Annotated in this window: 12 protein-coding genes; 10 read left to right on the top strand and 2 right to left on the bottom strand. The window is 71.3% G+C overall.

Features of this window, described 5'->3' with window-relative positions:
* The 4 genes from ACFOX0_RS07670 to ACFOX0_RS07655 all read left to right on the top strand — a co-directional run.
* The coding region (locus ACFOX0_RS07670) for a tryptophan 7-halogenase (protein ID WP_377543065.1) at positions 1–817 on the top strand (817 nt) is incomplete at its 5' end.
* Positions 818–905: 88 nt separating this feature from the next.
* Positions 906–2,498, top strand: a complete 1,593-nt coding sequence (locus tag ACFOX0_RS07665) for an MBL fold metallo-hydrolase (RefSeq protein WP_377543063.1) — start codon at positions 906–908, stop codon at positions 2,496–2,498.
* 219 nt (positions 2,499–2,717) lie between these two features.
* Positions 2,718–3,773 carry a 3-deoxy-7-phosphoheptulonate synthase gene (aroF, locus tag ACFOX0_RS07660; protein ID WP_377543061.1) on the top strand — a complete coding sequence of 352 codons (1,056 nt, stop codon included), beginning with the start codon at positions 2,718–2,720 and terminating at the stop codon, positions 3,771–3,773.
* A gap of 531 nt (positions 3,774–4,304) precedes the next feature.
* Positions 4,305–5,297 (top strand): ParB/RepB/Spo0J family partition protein, encoded by a 993-nt coding sequence (locus ACFOX0_RS07655; protein WP_377543059.1) that lies wholly within the window; start codon positions 4,305–4,307, stop codon positions 5,295–5,297.
* A 153-nt stretch (positions 5,298–5,450) separates the two neighbouring features.
* Here ACFOX0_RS07655 and ACFOX0_RS07650 read toward each other — a convergent pair whose 3' ends face one another.
* Positions 5,451–7,040 (bottom strand): MBL fold metallo-hydrolase, encoded by a 1,590-nt coding sequence (locus ACFOX0_RS07650; protein WP_377543057.1) that lies wholly within the window; start codon positions 7,038–7,040, stop codon positions 5,451–5,453.
* Between the two features lie 308 nt (positions 7,041–7,348).
* Here ACFOX0_RS07650 and dpgB point away from each other — a divergent pair, with 308 nt between their 5' ends.
* The 3 genes from dpgB to dpgD are packed head-to-tail and all read left to right on the top strand — an operon-like array spanning position 7,349 to position 10,100.
* Positions 7,349–8,008, top strand: a complete 660-nt coding sequence (dpgB, locus tag ACFOX0_RS07645; protein WP_377543055.1) for an enoyl-CoA-hydratase DpgB — start codon at positions 7,349–7,351, stop codon at positions 8,006–8,008.
* On the top strand, positions 8,005–9,306 hold the full coding sequence (gene dpgC, locus ACFOX0_RS07640) for a (3,5-dihydroxyphenyl)acetyl-CoA 1,2-dioxygenase DpgC (protein ID WP_377543053.1): 1,302 nt from the start codon (positions 8,005–8,007) through the stop codon (positions 9,304–9,306). The genes dpgB and dpgC overlap by 4 nt, the downstream gene beginning before the upstream one ends.
* Positions 9,303–10,100, top strand: coding sequence for an enoyl-CoA-hydratase DpgD (gene dpgD / locus ACFOX0_RS07635; protein ID WP_377543051.1), 798 nt, complete (start codon positions 9,303–9,305; stop codon positions 10,098–10,100). Before dpgC ends, dpgD begins: the two co-directional genes overlap by 4 nt.
* Before the next feature lie 227 nt (positions 10,101–10,327).
* Here dpgD and ACFOX0_RS07630 read toward each other — a convergent pair whose 3' ends face one another.
* A complete protein-coding gene (locus ACFOX0_RS07630) occupies positions 10,328–11,494 on the bottom strand; it encodes an alpha-hydroxy acid oxidase (RefSeq protein WP_377543049.1) in 1,167 nt (388 codons plus the stop codon).
* Positions 11,495–12,296: 802 nt separating this feature from the next.
* On the opposite strand from ACFOX0_RS07630, the gene ACFOX0_RS07625 reads away from it, so the two are divergent.
* The 3 genes from ACFOX0_RS07625 to ACFOX0_RS07615 all read left to right on the top strand — a co-directional run bounded on the left by ACFOX0_RS07625 (position 12,297) and on the right by ACFOX0_RS07615 (position 16,797).
* Positions 12,297–14,675, top strand: a complete 2,379-nt coding sequence (locus tag ACFOX0_RS07625; protein WP_377543047.1) for a helix-turn-helix transcriptional regulator — start codon at positions 12,297–12,299, stop codon at positions 14,673–14,675.
* Between the two features lie 128 nt (positions 14,676–14,803).
* Positions 14,804–16,162 carry a cation:proton antiporter gene (locus tag ACFOX0_RS07620; protein ID WP_377543045.1) on the top strand — a complete coding sequence of 453 codons (1,359 nt, stop codon included), beginning with the start codon at positions 14,804–14,806 and terminating at the stop codon, positions 16,160–16,162.
* The gene (locus ACFOX0_RS07615) at positions 16,159–16,797 is read left to right on the top strand and encodes a GTP cyclohydrolase I (RefSeq protein WP_377543043.1); all 639 of its coding nucleotides are present in this window, start codon (positions 16,159–16,161) and stop codon (positions 16,795–16,797) included. The genes ACFOX0_RS07620 and ACFOX0_RS07615 overlap by 4 nt, the downstream gene beginning before the upstream one ends.
* The last annotated feature ends 2 nt before the right edge of the window (positions 16,798–16,799 follow it).

The raw sequence follows: 16,799 nt of genomic DNA, 5'->3' as shown, positions 1-16,799 counted from the left end.
GGAGCGGGTCGCCGGTCTGCGGTACACCGACCCGGACGGTGTTGAGCGTGCGGTGCGGGCCCGTTTCGTGGTCGACGCGTCGGGCAACAAGAGCCGGTTGTACTCCAGCGTCGGCGGCACCCGGAACCACCCCGGGCCGGCCGGCGGCCCGGCGCTGTCCGGCTACTTCGGTCTGTGCCGGCAACCGGCGCCGTACGCGGGCGACACGCTGACCGTGGCCTTCGACAGCGGCTGGTTCTGGTACACACCACTGACCGGCGGACTGAGCAGTGTCGGCGTGGTGGTACGCCCCGAGTTGGCGGAGCGGATCCAGGGCGACCGGGAGAAGGCGCTGCAGGCGTTGATCGCCGAATGCCCACTGATCTCCGATCTGCTCTCGGCGGCGGCGCGGGTGATCGCCGGCCCGAAGTACGGGCGGTTGCGGGTCTGGGACACCTCCTCCTACCACCAGACGGCCTTCTGGCGGCCCGGGATGATCCTGGTCGGCGACGCCGCCTGCTTCGTGGACCCGGTGTTCTCCTCCGGGGTCCATCTGGCGACCTACAGCGCGTTGCTCGCGGCCCGTTCGATCAACAGCGTCCTGGCCGACGAACTCGACGAGAAGACCGCCCTGACCGGGTTCGAGGCACGCTACCGCCGCGAGTACGAGATCTTCCATGAGTTCTCCGGGTCGTTCCACGACCCGGACGCGGACCAGGAGTCGTACCTCCGGCAGGCCAGGAAAATCACGAACAGCGAGTACACCGAACGGGCGGCTTTCGCGGACTTGGCCGGCGGGTTTTCGTCCGGTGAATGGCAACTCGACCGTCCGCTCTGACGCCCGCGGGCGTCATCTCGGACGCTCGACCAATGACGGCGGCACTGCGATGCTGATCCCATAAGACATTCAATTATGAGGAGCGAAAGTGAGTGACGAGCGCCTCTTTCTTCGGCCCAACACAATCATCGAACCCTTGGTCGACCGGTTTTACGCATCGATGTATGCGACGGCTCCCGTCACGGCCTCCCTGACGCTCGCTTCCCGGCTGGTTCCGATGCTGGATTCCTATCTGCAGGCCCCGGAATGGCATTTCTCCGGCAGCCGTGATCCGAAGTTCCGCGGCGGTTTCTTCGTCGGCATCGACGAGAAGCGGAAGGACGAGGTCGCGGCGCTGCTCGCCACCATCCGGCGGGACCGGGCGGACATGCTCCGCTTCGCCGAGGCGATCGTGGCGGCCGAGAAGCTGGTCCGGGAGGAGGCGACCGGTTACGACCTCACGCCCCTCTATCCGAAGCTGCCCGCCGAGCTGTCGGGCCTGGTGGAGATCACCTACGACACCAACAACGCGCCCTCGCTGCACTTCCAGGAGCCACTGGTCTACCGGAGCAAGGCGTACGCCGAGGACCGTCAGTCGGTCCAGCTCTCCGTGGAGACGGGCATCGAGCGGCCGTTCGTGATGAGCACCCCGCGCCTGCCCTCGCCCGACGTGCTCGAGTTGCACATCCCGTTCCGGCACCCGGGCCTGGCGGAACTCTTCCGGTCCAGGATCCGGCCCACCACCCTGGCCGCCCTGCGGGAGGCGCTGGAACTCGGCGACGCGGAGGCGGCCCAGCTGGCCGGTCTACTCGTCCCGGAGCCCACGCTCGCGGGCGACCGGCACATCGCGGGCGGCGCCCGGATCCGCTACTGGGGGCACGCCTGCCTGCTGATGCAGACGCCCGAGGTGGCCATCATGACGGATCCGTTCATCAGCGCGGACACCGACGCGACCGGTCGGTACACCTACAACGATCTGCCCGACCACATCGATTACGTGATCATCACCCACGGGCACTCCGACCACCTGGTGCCCGAGACCCTGCTCCAACTGCGTGGCCGGGTGGGTACGTTCGTGGTGCCGAAGACCTCGCGCGGCAACCTGTGCGACCCGTCCCTGGCGCTCTACCTCAGGCGCTACGGGTTGCCCGCCGTCGAGGTGGACGACTTCGACGAGATCGAGTTCCCCGGCGGCAAAATCGTCGCCACGCCGTTCCTCGGCGAGCACGCCGATCTCGACATCCGCGCCAAGTCGACGTACTGGATCAGTCTCGGTGGGAAGTCGATCTACGTGGGCGCGGACTCCTCGGGCGTCGATCCGATGCTCTACCGCTACGTCCGCGAGCACCTCGGCCGGGTCGACATCGCCTTCCTCGGCATGGAGTGCGACGGCGCCCCGCTGAACTGGCAGTACCAGCCGTTCCTCACCAAGCCGCTGCCGAAGAAGATGGCCGAGAGCCGCAAGATGTCCGGCTCCGACGCCGAGCAGGCGAGCGCGATCGTCACCGAGCTGGGCGCCGAAGAGGTGTACATCTACGCCATGGGCGAGGAGAGCTGGCTCGGCCACATCATGGCCACCAGCTACAACGAGGACTCCTACCAGCTGAAGCAGATCGCCAAGTTCGAGACCTGGTGCTCGAACAAGGGCGTGAAGTCCGGGCATCTGCTCGATCAGCACGAGTGGCACTGGACGCACCCCTGAGCGAGAGCGGGAACCAGCACCCGGACGCCGGCGGTCCGACGGACCGCCGGCGTCCTGGCGTTCCGGGACACCCGCCCCGGCGTGGGGCGGGAACGCACTGAACCTTCTTCAACCTCCCCCTGCGCTCCGGCGTCGGCCGAGGTCGAAGACGCGGCTTGCGCACCGTGCGGTTCAGGTTGAAAAAGGTTCACTGAACGAGGCGAGAAGAGGAGATCTGTCATGGTCGTCGTGATGGCGCCGGGGGCTACTCCGGCGGACGTGGAGGCGGTCGTCCACCTGGTCCAGTCGGCGGGGGGACAGGCGTTCGTCAGTCGTGGACTGTCCCGGACCATCGTCGGGCTGGTCGGCGACGTGGCCGACTTCGAGGCGCTCAACCTGGGCAGCCTGCCGGGGGTGCTCCAGGTGATCCGGGTGTCCGTGCCGTTCAAGCTGGTCAGCCGCGAGCATCATCCGGCCCGCTCGGTGATCCGGGTCGGTGGGGTGCCGATCGGCCCCGGCACGCTGACCGTGATCGCCGGACCGTGCGCCGTGGAGTCACCGGAGCAGACGCTCGAGGCGGCCCGGCTGGCCAGGTCCGCCGGGGCCTCGATGCTGCGCGGCGGTGCGTTCAAGCCGCGGACCTCGCCGTACTCCTACCAGGGACTCGGCGAGGAGGGGCTGCGCATCCTGGCCGAGGTACGGGCCGAGACGGGACTGCCGGTGGTCACCGAGGTCATCGACCCGGGCAGCGTGGACATGGTCGCGTCGTACGCCGACATGCTCCAGATCGGCGCCCGCAACATGCAGAACTTCGCCCTGCTGCAGGCGGTCGGCTCGGCCGGAAAGCCGGTGCTGCTCAAGCGTGGCTTCAGCGCCACGATCGAGGAGTGGCTGAGCGCCGCCGAGTACATCGCCCAGCGGGGGAACCTGGACATCGTGCTCTGCGAGCGTGGCATCCGGACGTTCGAGACCGCCACCCGTAACACGCTGGACATCAGCGCGGTGCCGGTGGCCCAGCGGCTGTCGCACCTGCCGGTGATCGTGGACCCGTCGCACTCCGGGGGCCGCCGCGATCTGGTGGTGCCGCTGACCCGGGCGGCGATCGCGGTGGGCGCGGACGGTCTGCTCATCGACGTCCACCCCGAGCCCAAGCTGGCGCTCTGCGACGGCGACCAGGCGCTGGCCGAGTCCGACATCCAGGAGATCACGGAGATCGTCGCGAGCCTGCCGTCCGTCATGGGGCGGATGCTCACCCTGCCGGCGGGCGATTCTGGGCGGATTCATGCCGTTGTGTAGCGCCAGACGACCGCTCCGGGTAGGGGTTAGGGGTGTGGCTCAGGGTGGTACAGGGGTTACGCATCGCTACGAATCGATGTTAATTTTGGGCCGCTAGGGGAGAAACCACCGCGAGTCGCATTCGGCAGGTGGTGCCACGCATGGCGAAAAAACGGGGAGAAGAGTTCATGGTTACTGGCTGAGTTCAAACGGGCGTTCCGTCCGGAGACGGCGCGACTCTGATCGCCGGCGCGGTCGCTGTGGACCGGTCGCGGTGTCGAGTTCGCGTACGGACCGCCACCACGTTCCCATTCGGCCACCCGACCATCCAGTCCGCCGCGCACCGGCCTGCGCGCATGTGCCGCAGCCGGCCGGGCCACCGGCGTGCCTCGAACCGCCCGGGACACCCCCGGCGTGGCTTCGACGCGGGCGCGGGGCCGGCAGAGCGCTGTCCGTACCGAATCGTCGTGCCCGGCCTGATCAGTGCCCGCCTTGACTCATCTGCGTGCCCGTTCCCGATCGAGCGCGCACGTCACGAGCTTAGGAGCTTCCATGACACCCGAGGAAGAGGACATCAACCGGCAGCCGGTCATCGAGATGGAGATCAGCTCGCTCCGTCTCAGTGGCTCGCCCCGGCTCGCGGGCACCGACACGGTCCATCTGGAGGCGATGGCCGCCGCCGCGCAGGAACTGCCGCCGATCGTGGTACACCGGCCCACCATGCGCGTCATCGACGGTACGCACCGGATCCAGGCGGCCCTCCGGCGTGGCGAGACGACGATCAACGGTCGTTACTTCGACGGCTCCGAGGACGAGGCGTTCGTCCTGTCGGTGTGGCTCAACGTCTCGCACGGTCTGCCGCTGGCCCTGGCGGACCGCAAGCGGGCCGCGGAGCGGATCGCCGTCTCGCATCCCCAGTGGTCGGACCGCCGGGTCGCCGCGGTGACCGGCATCTCCCCGGGCACGGTCGCGGACATCCGGCGGCGGGTGAACGGGGTACCGGCCCCCGAGTCCAGCCGGATCGGGCAGGACGGCCGGGTACGCCCGCTGGACTGCAGCGCGGGCCGCCTGCTCGCCGGCCAGTTGATGACCGAGAACCCCACCCTGTCGCTCCGCCAGGTCGCCAGGGCGGCGGCGATCTCCCCGGAGACCGCTCGCGACGTTCGCAATCGATTGCACAGCGGCGCGGACCTGGTGCCGTCCCGGCGGGGCCGGGACACCGCCGCGCAGCCGGCGGCGGCCGGCAACGACCGGGACCGCAACCGGCTGAACCTGGTCCGTCCCGTCGACCGGCAGGAGTCGGTGACCGAGAACGCCGTGGTCATCAAGCGGCTCATGGGCGACCCGGCACTCAGGTACACCGACACCGGTCGCAACCTGCTCCGGCTGCTGTCGCTGCACGCCCACTGGGCGAAGGAGTGGGAGACGATCGTCGACAACGTCCCGCCGCACTGCACCGACGTGGTGGCCGACCTGGCTCGTCAGTTCGCCGACCTGTGGGCGGACTTCGCCACCCGGGTCCCGCGGCATCGGATGGCCAGCTGACGGCGGTGACCGCGACCCTGGTCGCCGACCCGGCGTGACGAGCGGGCCGGACCGCCCCGGCGGTCCGGCCCGCTCCCGTACGCCGCCACCGGCGGCACCCGCGCTCGTCGAGGCCGCCGCCATCGGCACCCCGGGCGTTCGTCGGGGCCGCCGCTACCAGCGCCACTCGCGCTTGTTGAACAGGCGCTCGGCGATGATTCCGTTGCCGGAGCACCAGCCGAGAAACTCCTCGATCTGCTTGAGCCGGTAGGTGTCCTCGGCGTGGGCCGGCGCCATGAGGTGGCCCTGCCAGCTCTCCTCGCCCAAGGCGTAGACGTAGCCCTCGTCCGCACGGAGTTCGCGCATGATCGCCACGGCCCGCTCGGCGCCCGAGCGGGCCGGCTCGCGCGAGTCGTTCGTCCTCCCGGCCACCGGGCCGGTCGGCAGACCACGGTGCCGCCCGGTGCGCGGCGCGCGGTCGCCGGCCATGCCGAGGAACGCCATGTCGACGTGGCCGATGTGCCTGCCGACGTTGCGGTACACCATCGGGTCCACGCCCGACGAGTCCGCGCCCAGGTAGATGTTGGCGTCGGCGATCCGGACGAAGAACGTCGACTTGGCGCGGATGTCCGGGTCGTCGGGCTCACCCAGGAACGGGGTCGCCACCACCCGGCCGTCGGGGATCGGCACCTCCTCGAAGTCGTCGACCTCGACGACGGTGAAGCCGAGTGCCTTGAGGAACAGCCCGATCGACGGGTCGCACAGGTTGCCGCGCGAGGAGCGCGGCACCACGACCGCGCCGACCCGGGTACGGAGTTGGAGCAACGTCTCCAGCACGAGGTGATCCGGTCGACCGTGCGTGATGAGCACCAGGTCGATCCGGTCCGGCAGGTCGTCGAAGGTGTAGCGGTCACGGTGGCGGTTGTCGGCGCTGATCAGGGGATCGGTGACGATCGTCGTGTCGGGTGACTGGATCACCAGACAGGCGTGGCCGACGTAGCGGATCCGACCGCCGGACCCGATGTGCCGGTCGGGCGACAGGCTCGGCGCGCCGGCGAGCAGCCGACGCAGCCCCGCCGTCCGCGCGTCGTCGAGTTCGAGCGCCTCCCGCAACCGGTTCAGGGTGGACGGTGCGGTCCGCGCCGCGAACAGCGCGTCGATGCCGGGATGGGTGAACGGGATGTCCAGCTCCAGCACGTCCGGATCGGACAACCGGGGGCCGCCGAGGATGGCCGGCCGCTCGGCGCCGGTGTCCAGCGACAGGTGGATCGACTGGCGGCCGACGTCGTAGTACGGACTCGCGTACAGCAGTGGTTCGAGCAGTCGCAGGGACGCCCGCCCGCCGGTGTCCCGGGCGAGCTCCACCAGCCCGTTCAGCGCCGGCGGAAGCTTCGGGTGCGGGTGGCTGCCGGCCGGGCCCGGGGCGTGTCGCCGGAGCTGGTCGTCGGCCTCGGCGAGGGCGTCGGCGAACGCCAGCATCCCCGCCCGGTCCCGCTTGACGGAGTCGAGCAACGCGGCGATCTCCGCGCCGCGCGACTCCTCGATGTCGACCGGACGGCCGCCGCGCGGTGCGGGTGCCGGGCCGGTGGTCCCGTGCGCCCGCGGATTCCGCAGATACGACTCCAACAACGGGAGCTGGACCTGCGCCAGATGCACCGACGCCGCGGCCGGCGATACGGTGTGCAGCCAGGCGTGGAACCGGTCGACCAACGGCTCGACGACCGCATTGGACCTCAGGAATACCGGTTCGGCGCTGACGCTCATAAGGCCACTATCGCAGCGCCGTCGGGGCGACTGTCAACCGTACGAAACCGTCGTCCGACCGGCGGTGAATTCCCGTTGCCGGTCGGTTGGACAAAGTTCGGCGCCGACGAAGTCCTATACCCTGACGTCACCGTGGCAGGTTCCGCCGAATTTCGCGGCGACCGTGGAACGACTGCCGATTCGGGCGGAGAACATCGCCTACCCATACGCGCGCAGTCGGGAATTGAGGTACCGATGACAATGGCTCAGAAACACCCATCGGATTTCGTGACCCCGCCGACGGGGGCGGTGCGGGCCCGGTGGTGACCGTGGCGGGTGTTGACGATCTGGTGCTGCGGGTCGACGGGGACCGGCCGCTGTCGGTCGCCGACGTCGAGGCGGTGTCGCGGCTCTGTGATCGCGCCGAGGACGGTTTCGGCGGCGGCGTGCTGGTCGCGTACGTGTCGGGTGTCCCGCTGCCGGGGTGGACCCGGACGCTCGACGTGGGTCTGCTGAGCAAGTGGGAGCGGGCGGTGCGCCGGCTGGAGCGGCTCGGGGTGACCACCGTCGCGGTCGCCACGGGTGACTGCGGAGGAGTCGCGCTGGACCTGTTGCTGGCCGCCGACGTCCGGATCGCGGTTCCGGGCGCCCGGCTGGCCCTACCGGTGGACGGCGACGCGACCTGGCCCGGGATGGCGCTGTACCGGCTGGCGCGACAGGGCGCCGGCGCCGGGGTGCGTCGCGCCGCCCTGCTGGGTACGCCGATCGGGGCGCACCTGGCCCTGGCCGCGGGCTTGGTCGACGTGGTGGTCGACGATCCGGCCGGTGTGCTCGCCGAGGTCGCCGCGGAGGCGGCGGCGGTGGCGGGTACGGAGGTGGCGATCCGACGACAGTTGATGTTCGACGCTGCGCAGCAGAGCTTCGAGGAGGCGCTCGGCGCTCATCTGGCCGCGTGCGACCGTGCCCTGCGGCGGGGGGCGGCGTCATGACCGTGTCCGTGTCACCGGGGCGGCTCGACGCCGACCGGGTACGCCTGGCCGGGGTCGCCGCCGACACCGAGCGGCTGCTCGCGACGTTGCCGCAACCCCGCCTGCGGACGGCGGGACAACGGGCCGAGGCGGCCGCCGCGCACGACGCGGCCCGCCGCCTGCGGACGGCGTTCATGAACGCCTACCCGGATCAGGTCTACGACGAACTCACCTCCGGCCGCACCCGCCATCCGCGGCTGGACGAACTCGTCGAGGCGGCCGCGCACACCTTCCCGGGTCTGGTGCCGACCCCCGAGCAGGTGGCCCGGGAACGCTCCCGGGCCCAGGTCGACCAGGAGGGGTGGCAGATCGACCAGGGCATCTTCCTGCGGGGGGTGCTGCGGTCGGCGACGTCCGGGCGGCACCTGATGGACTCGATGCTCCGGCCCACGCCGCGTGCCCTGCGGCTGCTTCCGGAGTTCCGGCGTACCGGCGTGCTGGTGACCGACGCGGTCCGGTTGGAACGGCGTGACGGCGTGGCCCGGTTGACCCTGTGCCGGGACGACTGCCTGAACGCCGAGGACGAGCGGCAGGTCGACGACATGGAAACGGCCGTCGACCTGGCCCTGCTCGACCCGGCCGTACGGGTCGGCCTGGTCCGCGGCGGCGTGATGAGCCATCCGCGCTACCGGGGCCGCCGGGTGTTCTGCGCCGGGATCAACCTCAAGGCGATCAGCGCGGGGCGGATCTCGTTGACCGGGTTCCTGCTCCGGCGCGAGCTGGGCTATCTGCACAAGCTGGTGCGCGGCCTGTCCGACGACGACCCGGACCGGTGGACCCCGCCGGAGCAGAAGCCGTGGGTGGCGGCCGTCGAGACGTTCGCCATCGGCGGGGGCTGTCAGTTGCTGCTGGTGTTCGACCACGTGGTGGCAGCCGCGGACGCGTACCTCAGTCTCCCCGCCGCGGCGGAGGGGATCGTCCCGGGCGCGGGCAACCTGCGACTGGGCCGGATCGCCGGCGCCCGGCTGGGGCGGCAGGTCATCCTCGACGGCCGCCGCGTCATGGCGGCGGAGCCGGACGCGCGGCTGCTGGTGGACGAGGTCGTGCCGCCGGAGGAGATGGACGAGGCGGTGGAACGGAGCCTGGCCCGGCTGCGCGGCGACGCGGTCGTGGCCAACCGGCGGATGATCAATCTGGCCGAGGAGCCGCTGGACGGGCTGCGTGAGTACCTGGCCGAGTTCGCGCTCGAGCAGGCGCTGCGGATCCACGCCGACGACGTGATCGACAAGGTCGGCCGGTTCGCGGAGCGTTCGGCGTGAGCCCTGCCAGGGTGCGGTGTCGGAAGCAGGACCACGTCGCCCGGGTGACGCTCGACCGTCCCGAGGTGCTCAACGCCATGGACCTGCGGATGCACGAGGAACTGGCGCGGGTCTGGGACGACCTCGAGGCCGACGACGGGATCCGGGTCGTGGTGCTGACCGGCGCCGGGGACCGGGCGTTCTCCGTGGGCCAGGATCTCACCGAGCGGGCCCGCCGGGACGCGGCGGGCACCCCTCCGGCCACCTTCGGCAGCCGGGGCCAGCCCGGCTGGCCCCGGCTCACCGAACGGTTCGGCTTCAGCAAGCCGGTGGTCGCGCGGATCGACGGGTACGCCCTCGGCGGGGGCTTCGAACTGGCCCTGGCCTGCGATCTGATCATCGCCTCCGACCGGTCGGTCTTCGGGTTGCCGGAGGTGCGACTCGGGCTCGTGCCGGGGGCCGGGGGCGTGTTCCGGTTGATCCGCCAGCTCCCGCACCGGGTCGCGCTGGGTCACCTGCTCACCGGCCGCCGGATGGACGCGGCCACCGCCCACTCCTACGGCCTGGTCAACGAGGTGGTGCCGGCCGACCGGTTGGACGAGTGCGTGGCGGGTTGGGTCGCCGACCTGGTCGCGGCGGCGCCGCTGTCGGTTCGGGCGATCAAGGAGGCCGCGTTGCGGTCGGTCGATCTGCCGCTGCCCGACGCGTTCACCGCCACCTACGACTGGGAGGAGCGACGTCGGCACAGCGCCGACGCCGTCGAGGGCCCGCGCGCCTTCGCGGAGCGGCGGGCCCCGATCTGGTCCGGGAAGTGAGCCGCCGGCGGGACGCCGGCCGTACCGGGGTGATCCGCCGGCGGGACGCCGGCCGTACCGGGGTGATCCGCCGGCGGGACGCCGGCCGTACCGGGGTGAGTCGACCGTCCCGCCGGGGTGGCCGGCCCGCAGTCACGCCACCGTCGTGCCGCGGGCCGGGTGGTCAGCCGCGCCGGACCCGCACCCCGCGCGTCGGGCCGGGGTCGAGCCGGGCCCGGCGGTGGCGGTCAGGCATCCGTCCAACCGCCGGAAACCGACGCTTGGACGGCGGACGGTCGGGGCCGGGCCGCGGCGCTCGGGCCGGGCATGAGCGGTACGCGGGCCGTACGGAGCCGTCGTGCGTCGGCGACGTCCGCGCATCCCGCGAGGCCCATGGCGTCCCGCAGTTCGGTCGCCAGCAGGTCCAGGACGCGGGCCGCCCCACGCTCGCCACCGACGGCCAGCCCCCAGATCAGCGGCCGGCCGATCAGCACACCGGAGGCACCGAGGGCCAGCGCCCGCAGCACGTCCGTGCCGGTACGGATGCCGCTGTCGAGCAGGATCTCGCAGTTGCCGCGCACCACCTCGACGATCTCGGGAAGCGCGTCGATGCTGGTGACGGCGCCGTCGAGCTGACGACCGCCGTGGTTGGACACCACGATCGCGTCCACGCCGTACTCGACGGCCTGCGCGGCGTCCTCGGGGGCCAGCAGGCCCTTCAACACCAGCGGCAGCCGGGTCGCCTGGCGGATCCGGTCGATCGCCGACCAGGTCAGCGCAGGGGTGAACTCCTGACTGGTGTGTGCGGCGACGGCGGAACCGTCGCTGTCGCGCTGGTGTGCGGCGCGGCTCGTGGTGATGTTGGCGGCGCGGATGTGGGCGGGCAGCGCGAATCGGTTACGGACGTCCCGCAGCCGTCGACCCATCCACGGCACGTCCACGGTGAGGACGATGGCGTCGCAGCCGGTCTTCTCGGCCCGCCGGACCAGGTCGAGCGTAGCGGCATCGTCGCGCAACCAGTAGAGCTGGAACCAGACCTGGCCGCCGGCCTCGATGACCTGTTCGAGGGGGACGCTGCTGAGCGTGCTGGCGACGAACGGGATCCCGGCGGCGGCCGTCGCCCGTGCGGTGGCCGCCTCGCCGTCCGGATGGACCAGCCGCTGGTAGGCCACGGGCGCGGTGGCGACGGGCAGGTCGACCGGTCGGCCCAGCAGGGTCGAGCGGGTGGAGCAGGCGGAGACGTCACGCAGTATCCGGGGGAGTAGGAAGATGCTCTCCAGCGCGGCGCGGTTGGCCGCGACGGTGGTTTCGGCGCCGCTGCCGCCGGCGACGAAGTCCCAGATCTCGGCGGGGAGGATTCCCGCGGCGGCCCGTTCGAAGTCGTCCGCGGTGATCGGCTCAGCGTTGTGGTCCACGCTCGCCCGTCCTTTCCCGATCCACCGCCTTGAGGTCGGCGCCGCCGGACGTCCCGGTGGTCGTCGCGCGGGCCGCGCGCCGCGCATCTTCCACGTCATTCCCCAGGTGGGCGTCCTGCATTGATTTCCGCGGATCGCCCTGTAGCTTTTCTGGCATTGGTTCTCCTGTACCGGTAAGGCTGAGAGTCTCAGAAACCTTAGAACTCGCCCACGGTATCTGGCTAAATTGCGGGTGGACATTGACGTCTTATTTCAACCTCATTCGCTATCGGGGTGCCGTGTCGTCCCCCGATGAGCTGCTGCTGTCGTACCGATCCGCCGCTCCGGCCGGTGGTCACCGAGGGCGGGAACCCCGGCGAGCGGGCGCGGGATCCGGCCGGGCGGGGTCGGGCGCACCGACGGGGCACCCGTGGGTCACACCGCACAGTCAAGCGGGCCGGGTGTTGCCCGCGCGTATACGTTTTTCGATATGTCGACGATATGGCCGGGTCCGGCCGGCGTCCTGACCAGGGGCGATGCCGACGGCGTACGGCGGGGCGGCTCCCGACGCGGGCGCCCGACCGCCGGCCCGGGGTGCGGGGCGCACCCGCCCGCCCGCCACCGTCGGTGTTCACCTGATGGTCACCGTCCCAGCGAATTGACAGGCCGTCCGGGTAAGCGGCGGTGACCTGCGGCGGAGCACCGAAGTCCGAAGTAGACGATGTTTCTCAGCTTCGGCCGTGGCGGTAAGGTGCAATCCCGGGAGGCAATGGAAATTGCCTAGTACGGGGGGCCTGTGACACTGAGTAAGCAGAATCCACGATTGCTTCTGTTCGAACAGGCTTACGCGGCGGCCACCCGAGGCAAGGGCGCGGTGCTGCTGATCAGCGGACCGGTGGGAGCCGGAAAGACGGCTCTCACGCAGGAGATTGCCGCGCAGGCGAGCCGCCGGGGCGGTCTCTGTTTCATGGTCACCGCCTCGGCGGGGGAACGGGAGCACCCGTTCGGGGTGCTGGCCCGGCTGGTGGAATCGATGTGCGTGGCCGGCATGCCGCCGCCCTTCCCGGACTCAGATCCGTACCGGAGCCACCACCCGCATGCGCTGATGGACCGGTTCGGTGCCGCGATCACGCGGTTCGCCGACGGCCGCCCGGTCCTCCTCGGCATCGACGACGTCCACTTCGCCGACGAGCAGTCCCTGCGCTGTCTGAGCTACCTGATCCGGCGGATCGAACGGTCCGAGCTGATCATCGTCCTCAACGAGAGCACGTCCTACGAGCGGGACACGGCGGACCTGCGGGCCGAGCTGCTGCATCTGCCCTACTGCCACCGGATCCAGTTGGCACCGCTCACCCCGGCGGAGGTCGCCGAGCAGGCGACCGAGCGGCTCGGCGGCGCGGCCGACGACGAGTTCGTCCGGTTCTGCACCGAGGTCAGCGGCGGGAACCCGCTGCTGATGCACGCCCTCATCGACGACCGGATCGCGGTGCCGGGGCAGACGTCCGGCGAGCCCGGCGCCAGTTTCCGGCAGGCCGTGCTGCGCATCCTGCACCGGTCCGCGCCCGCGACGGCCGCGGTCGCCCGGTTCATGGCGGTCCTCGGCGACTACGCCACGCCGGCCCTGGTCGCCGAACTCGGCGGCGCGGAACTCGTCCTGGTCCGCGAGTGCATGCGGGACCTGCACGAGATCGGGTTGCTGGGTGCCGAGGGGGCCGAGGGTTTCCGGCACGGCCGCACCCGCTCGGCGGTGCTCGCGAGCGTCCCGCTGGGGAGCCTGCCCGCCCTGCACGGCCGCGCGGCCGAGCTGCTGCACGCCAGCGGGGCGCCGGCGATCGCCGTGGCGGAACACCTGGTCGCCGCGCAGGACGGCGGCCGGGGTACCTGGCGGGTCGAGATCCTGTGCGAGGCGGCCCGGGAGGCGATGACGGCGGGTGACGTCGACAGCGCCGTGAACAGTCTCCGGTACGCGGTCGGCGCCAGCGAGGACGAGACGCAGCGGGCCCAGGCCGCCGTGCTGGCCGCCGACGCGCAGTGGCACGCCGATCCCAGCCGCGCCGCCCGTCGGCTGCACGGACTCGGACGCGACGCGCGGGCCGGGTTGCTCACCCAGCCGGACGCGCTGATCGTGGTGAACCAGTTGCTCTGGTGGGGCGAGTTCGACGAGGCCGACGAACTGGTCCGGCTCACCGGCGTACGGAACGAGGGTTCGAGCCTGACCCAGCTGTGGCGGTTGTACCGCCGGGCCGGGATGGGTCCGGACCGGTACCCGGACCCGGACCCGCCGGGCGAGCCGTTGATGGCCCGGTCGGGTCCGATAGCCGCGGTCACCTATCTCAGTTCGGCGGCCACCTCGGCGTACGACGAGTTGGCGACCGACCAGGTCGACCAGATGCTGGTGGGGATCCGCGCGGGAACCTCGCTCACGCCCGCGCTGTACGCCCTGGTCGTGCTGGTGCAGACCGGCCGGTCGGACGAGGCGGCCGCCTGGTGCGACGCGCTGCTGAAGGAGGACTGGGTCGCGCGGGTGCCCATGCGCCGGGTGATGATCGGCACGATCAAGGCGGTCGCGGCGCTGCGCGGTGAGGACGGCGGCGCCGCGCTGTACGAGATCCGGGAGGTGTTCGACGCGGTTCCGGCGTCGTCCTGGGGCGTGGTGGCCGGCCTGCCCCTGTCGGTCGCGGTACGGGCCGCCACCGACCTCGGTGACACGCAGGCCGCGCGGACGTACCTCGCCGTGCCGGTGCCGGCGGCGATGTTCGACACCCCGTTCGCGCTGCCCTACCTGCAGGCGCTGGGGCGGTACCACCAGGCCATGGGGCACCGGCAGAGCGCGCTGACGCACCTGCGGTCGTGCGCCGAGATCATGACCCGGTGGGGGGTCGACGCCGCCGAGGTGGCGTCGCGGATGGCCGGGCTCGGTCCCGCCACCGTCGGCATCGGAGCCGAGCCGGCCGGCGGCGCGGAGCCCGCGGCGGGCGCGGGGTGGGTCGACCGACCGTCCGACCCCGCCGGCGCGGCGGACGGCACCAGACTCACCGACGCCGAGCAGCGGGTCGCCGCGCTCGCCGCCGCCGGGAACACCAATCGACAGATCGCCAAACATCTATGCATAACCGTCAGCACGGTCGAACAGCACCTCACCAAGATCTACCGCAAACTGAACGTGCGCAGCCGTTCCGGATTGCGACGGAATCAGCGCTGAATCCGCCACCCGACGCGGGGTTGAAACGGTTTTGGTTGGACAGCTTGTGGGCGGGCCGGGTCGGTGGTGTGGTCGCACGTGTTCCCGTCGGATCGGCCGGCCGAGGAAATGCTGAGGGGAATTGTCAGATGAGGTTCACCGCGCCGCCGGCGTCGCTCGGCGGGCAGACACTGCTGGTATTTCTGGTCGCGGTGGTCACCCTGCTGCTGGTGGCCCGGCTGCTCGCCGCCCTCGCGGAACGCGTGGGCATGCCGGCCGTCGTGGGCGAGCTGGCCACCGGCATCATCCTGGGACCGTCGCTGATGGGCCACCTGCTGCCCGGCCTGAGCGACTGGATCTTTCCGCGCGGCGCCGAGCAGATGCACCTGCTGGACGCGGTCGGCCAGCTCGGCATCCTGCTCCTGGTCGGGCTCACCGGCACACACCTGGACGTCGCCATGGTCCGGCGGCGGAAGGCCACCGCCGCCCGGATCAGCCTGGGCGGCATGCTCGTGACGCTGGCCCTCGGCCTGGTCGTCGGTTACCTGCTGGCGGACTGGATCAGCGGATCCCCGGTGCCGGACCGGCCCCTGTTCGCCGGCCTGATCGGCGTGGCGATGTGCGTGACGGCCATCCCGGTGATCGCCAAGACCCTCTCCGACATGCGACTGCTGCACCGCGACATCGGGCAGCTGACGCTGGCGGCGGGAACGAACGACGACGCGATCGGCTGGTTCCTGCTGTCGGTGGTGTCGATGGCCGCGACGGTCGGGCTGACCACGGGGCACGTCGTGCGCGCGGCCGGTTACCTGCTCGGCTTCGTCATCCTCGCCGCGCTCCTCGGCCGGCCGCTGGTGCGTCGGGCGATGCGACTGGCCGACCGCGGCGAGGCGGCCGGCCCCAGCATCGTGGCCGCCGTCGTCATCGTCCTGACCGGCGCGGTGATCACGCAGGCCCTGGGCATGGAGCCGGTCTTCGGCGCCTTCGTCGCGGGCATCCTGGTCGGGCTGCCCCGGGCGGCGAACCAGGCGAAACTGGCGGCCCTGCGGACGGTCGTGCTCAGCGTGCTGGCGCCGATCTTCCTGGCCATCGCCGGTTTCCGGATGGACCTGACCGCGCTGGCCGAGCCGAGGGTCGCGCTCGCCGCGCTGGTCGTCCTGGCGGTCGCGATCGTCGGCAAGTTCGCCGGCGCGTACGGCGGCGCCCGCCTCAGCGGGCTGGGCCACTGGGAGGGCCTGGCCATCGGCGCGGGGATGAACTCCCGCGGTGTGGTCGAGGTGGTGGTGGCGCTCACCGGCCTGCGGCTGGGCATCCTGAACACCGCGAGCTACACGATCATCGTGCTGGTCGCCGTCGTCACCTCGGTGATGGCCCCGCCGATGCTGCGCCACGCCTGCGCCCGCATCACGGAGAACGAGGACGAGCGGCTCCGCAAGATCGACCACGACACCTGGAACGGCGTCCCCGCCGCCGGACAACCCACGTCACAACCGGGAGAGACCGCATGACCATCACGGCCAAGCATGTCGTGAACGCCCGTCCGGCTCGCGACCTCGCGGCCGCGACCGCGGCCGCCGCCGCCTTCCTGGAGGCGCTCGGCGTCGATCTGAGCCCGGACAGCCTCCGGGACACCCCGGCCCGGATGACCCGGGCGTACGCCGAGCTGCTGACCTCCCGCGAGTTCAAGCTCACCACCTTCGACAACGACGAGGGGTACGACGAGCTGGTGATGGCGCGCAACATCCCGATCCGCTCGGTGTGCGAGCACCACCTGCTCCCGTTCGTCGGCGTCGCGCACGTCGGCTACCTGCCCGCCGGGCGCATCCTCGGACTGTCCAAACTGGCCCGGGTGGTGGAGATGTTCGCGCACGGCACCCAGGTGCAGGAGGTGCGCTGCGCGACGACGCGCGCTCCCGCGGTGAGTTCCTGGCGGCCGCCGGACTCGGCCGCTGACCACGCGCGCCGACGATATCGAAATGCGCCCGCGGGAGGGCGGACTCGACAGTTAGTTGGACACATTGTTCTCCGGTGCCACGCGTGTGACTCTTGGCCCCGGTCGACACCTCTGGCCCAGCCGATACCTCTGAGCACCGGGAGATACCTTGACCGGAGAAAACGTCGTGGGATCGTCCGTGCTGCGTAAGT

Source organism: Micromonospora zhanjiangensis (genome assembly GCF_042650605.1).
Classification (GTDB): Bacteria; Actinomycetota; Actinomycetes; order Mycobacteriales; family Micromonosporaceae; genus Micromonospora_J; species Micromonospora_J zhanjiangensis.
The sequence above is the reverse complement of the archived record's forward strand: the minus strand, read 5'-3'. Positions and strand labels throughout refer to the sequence as shown.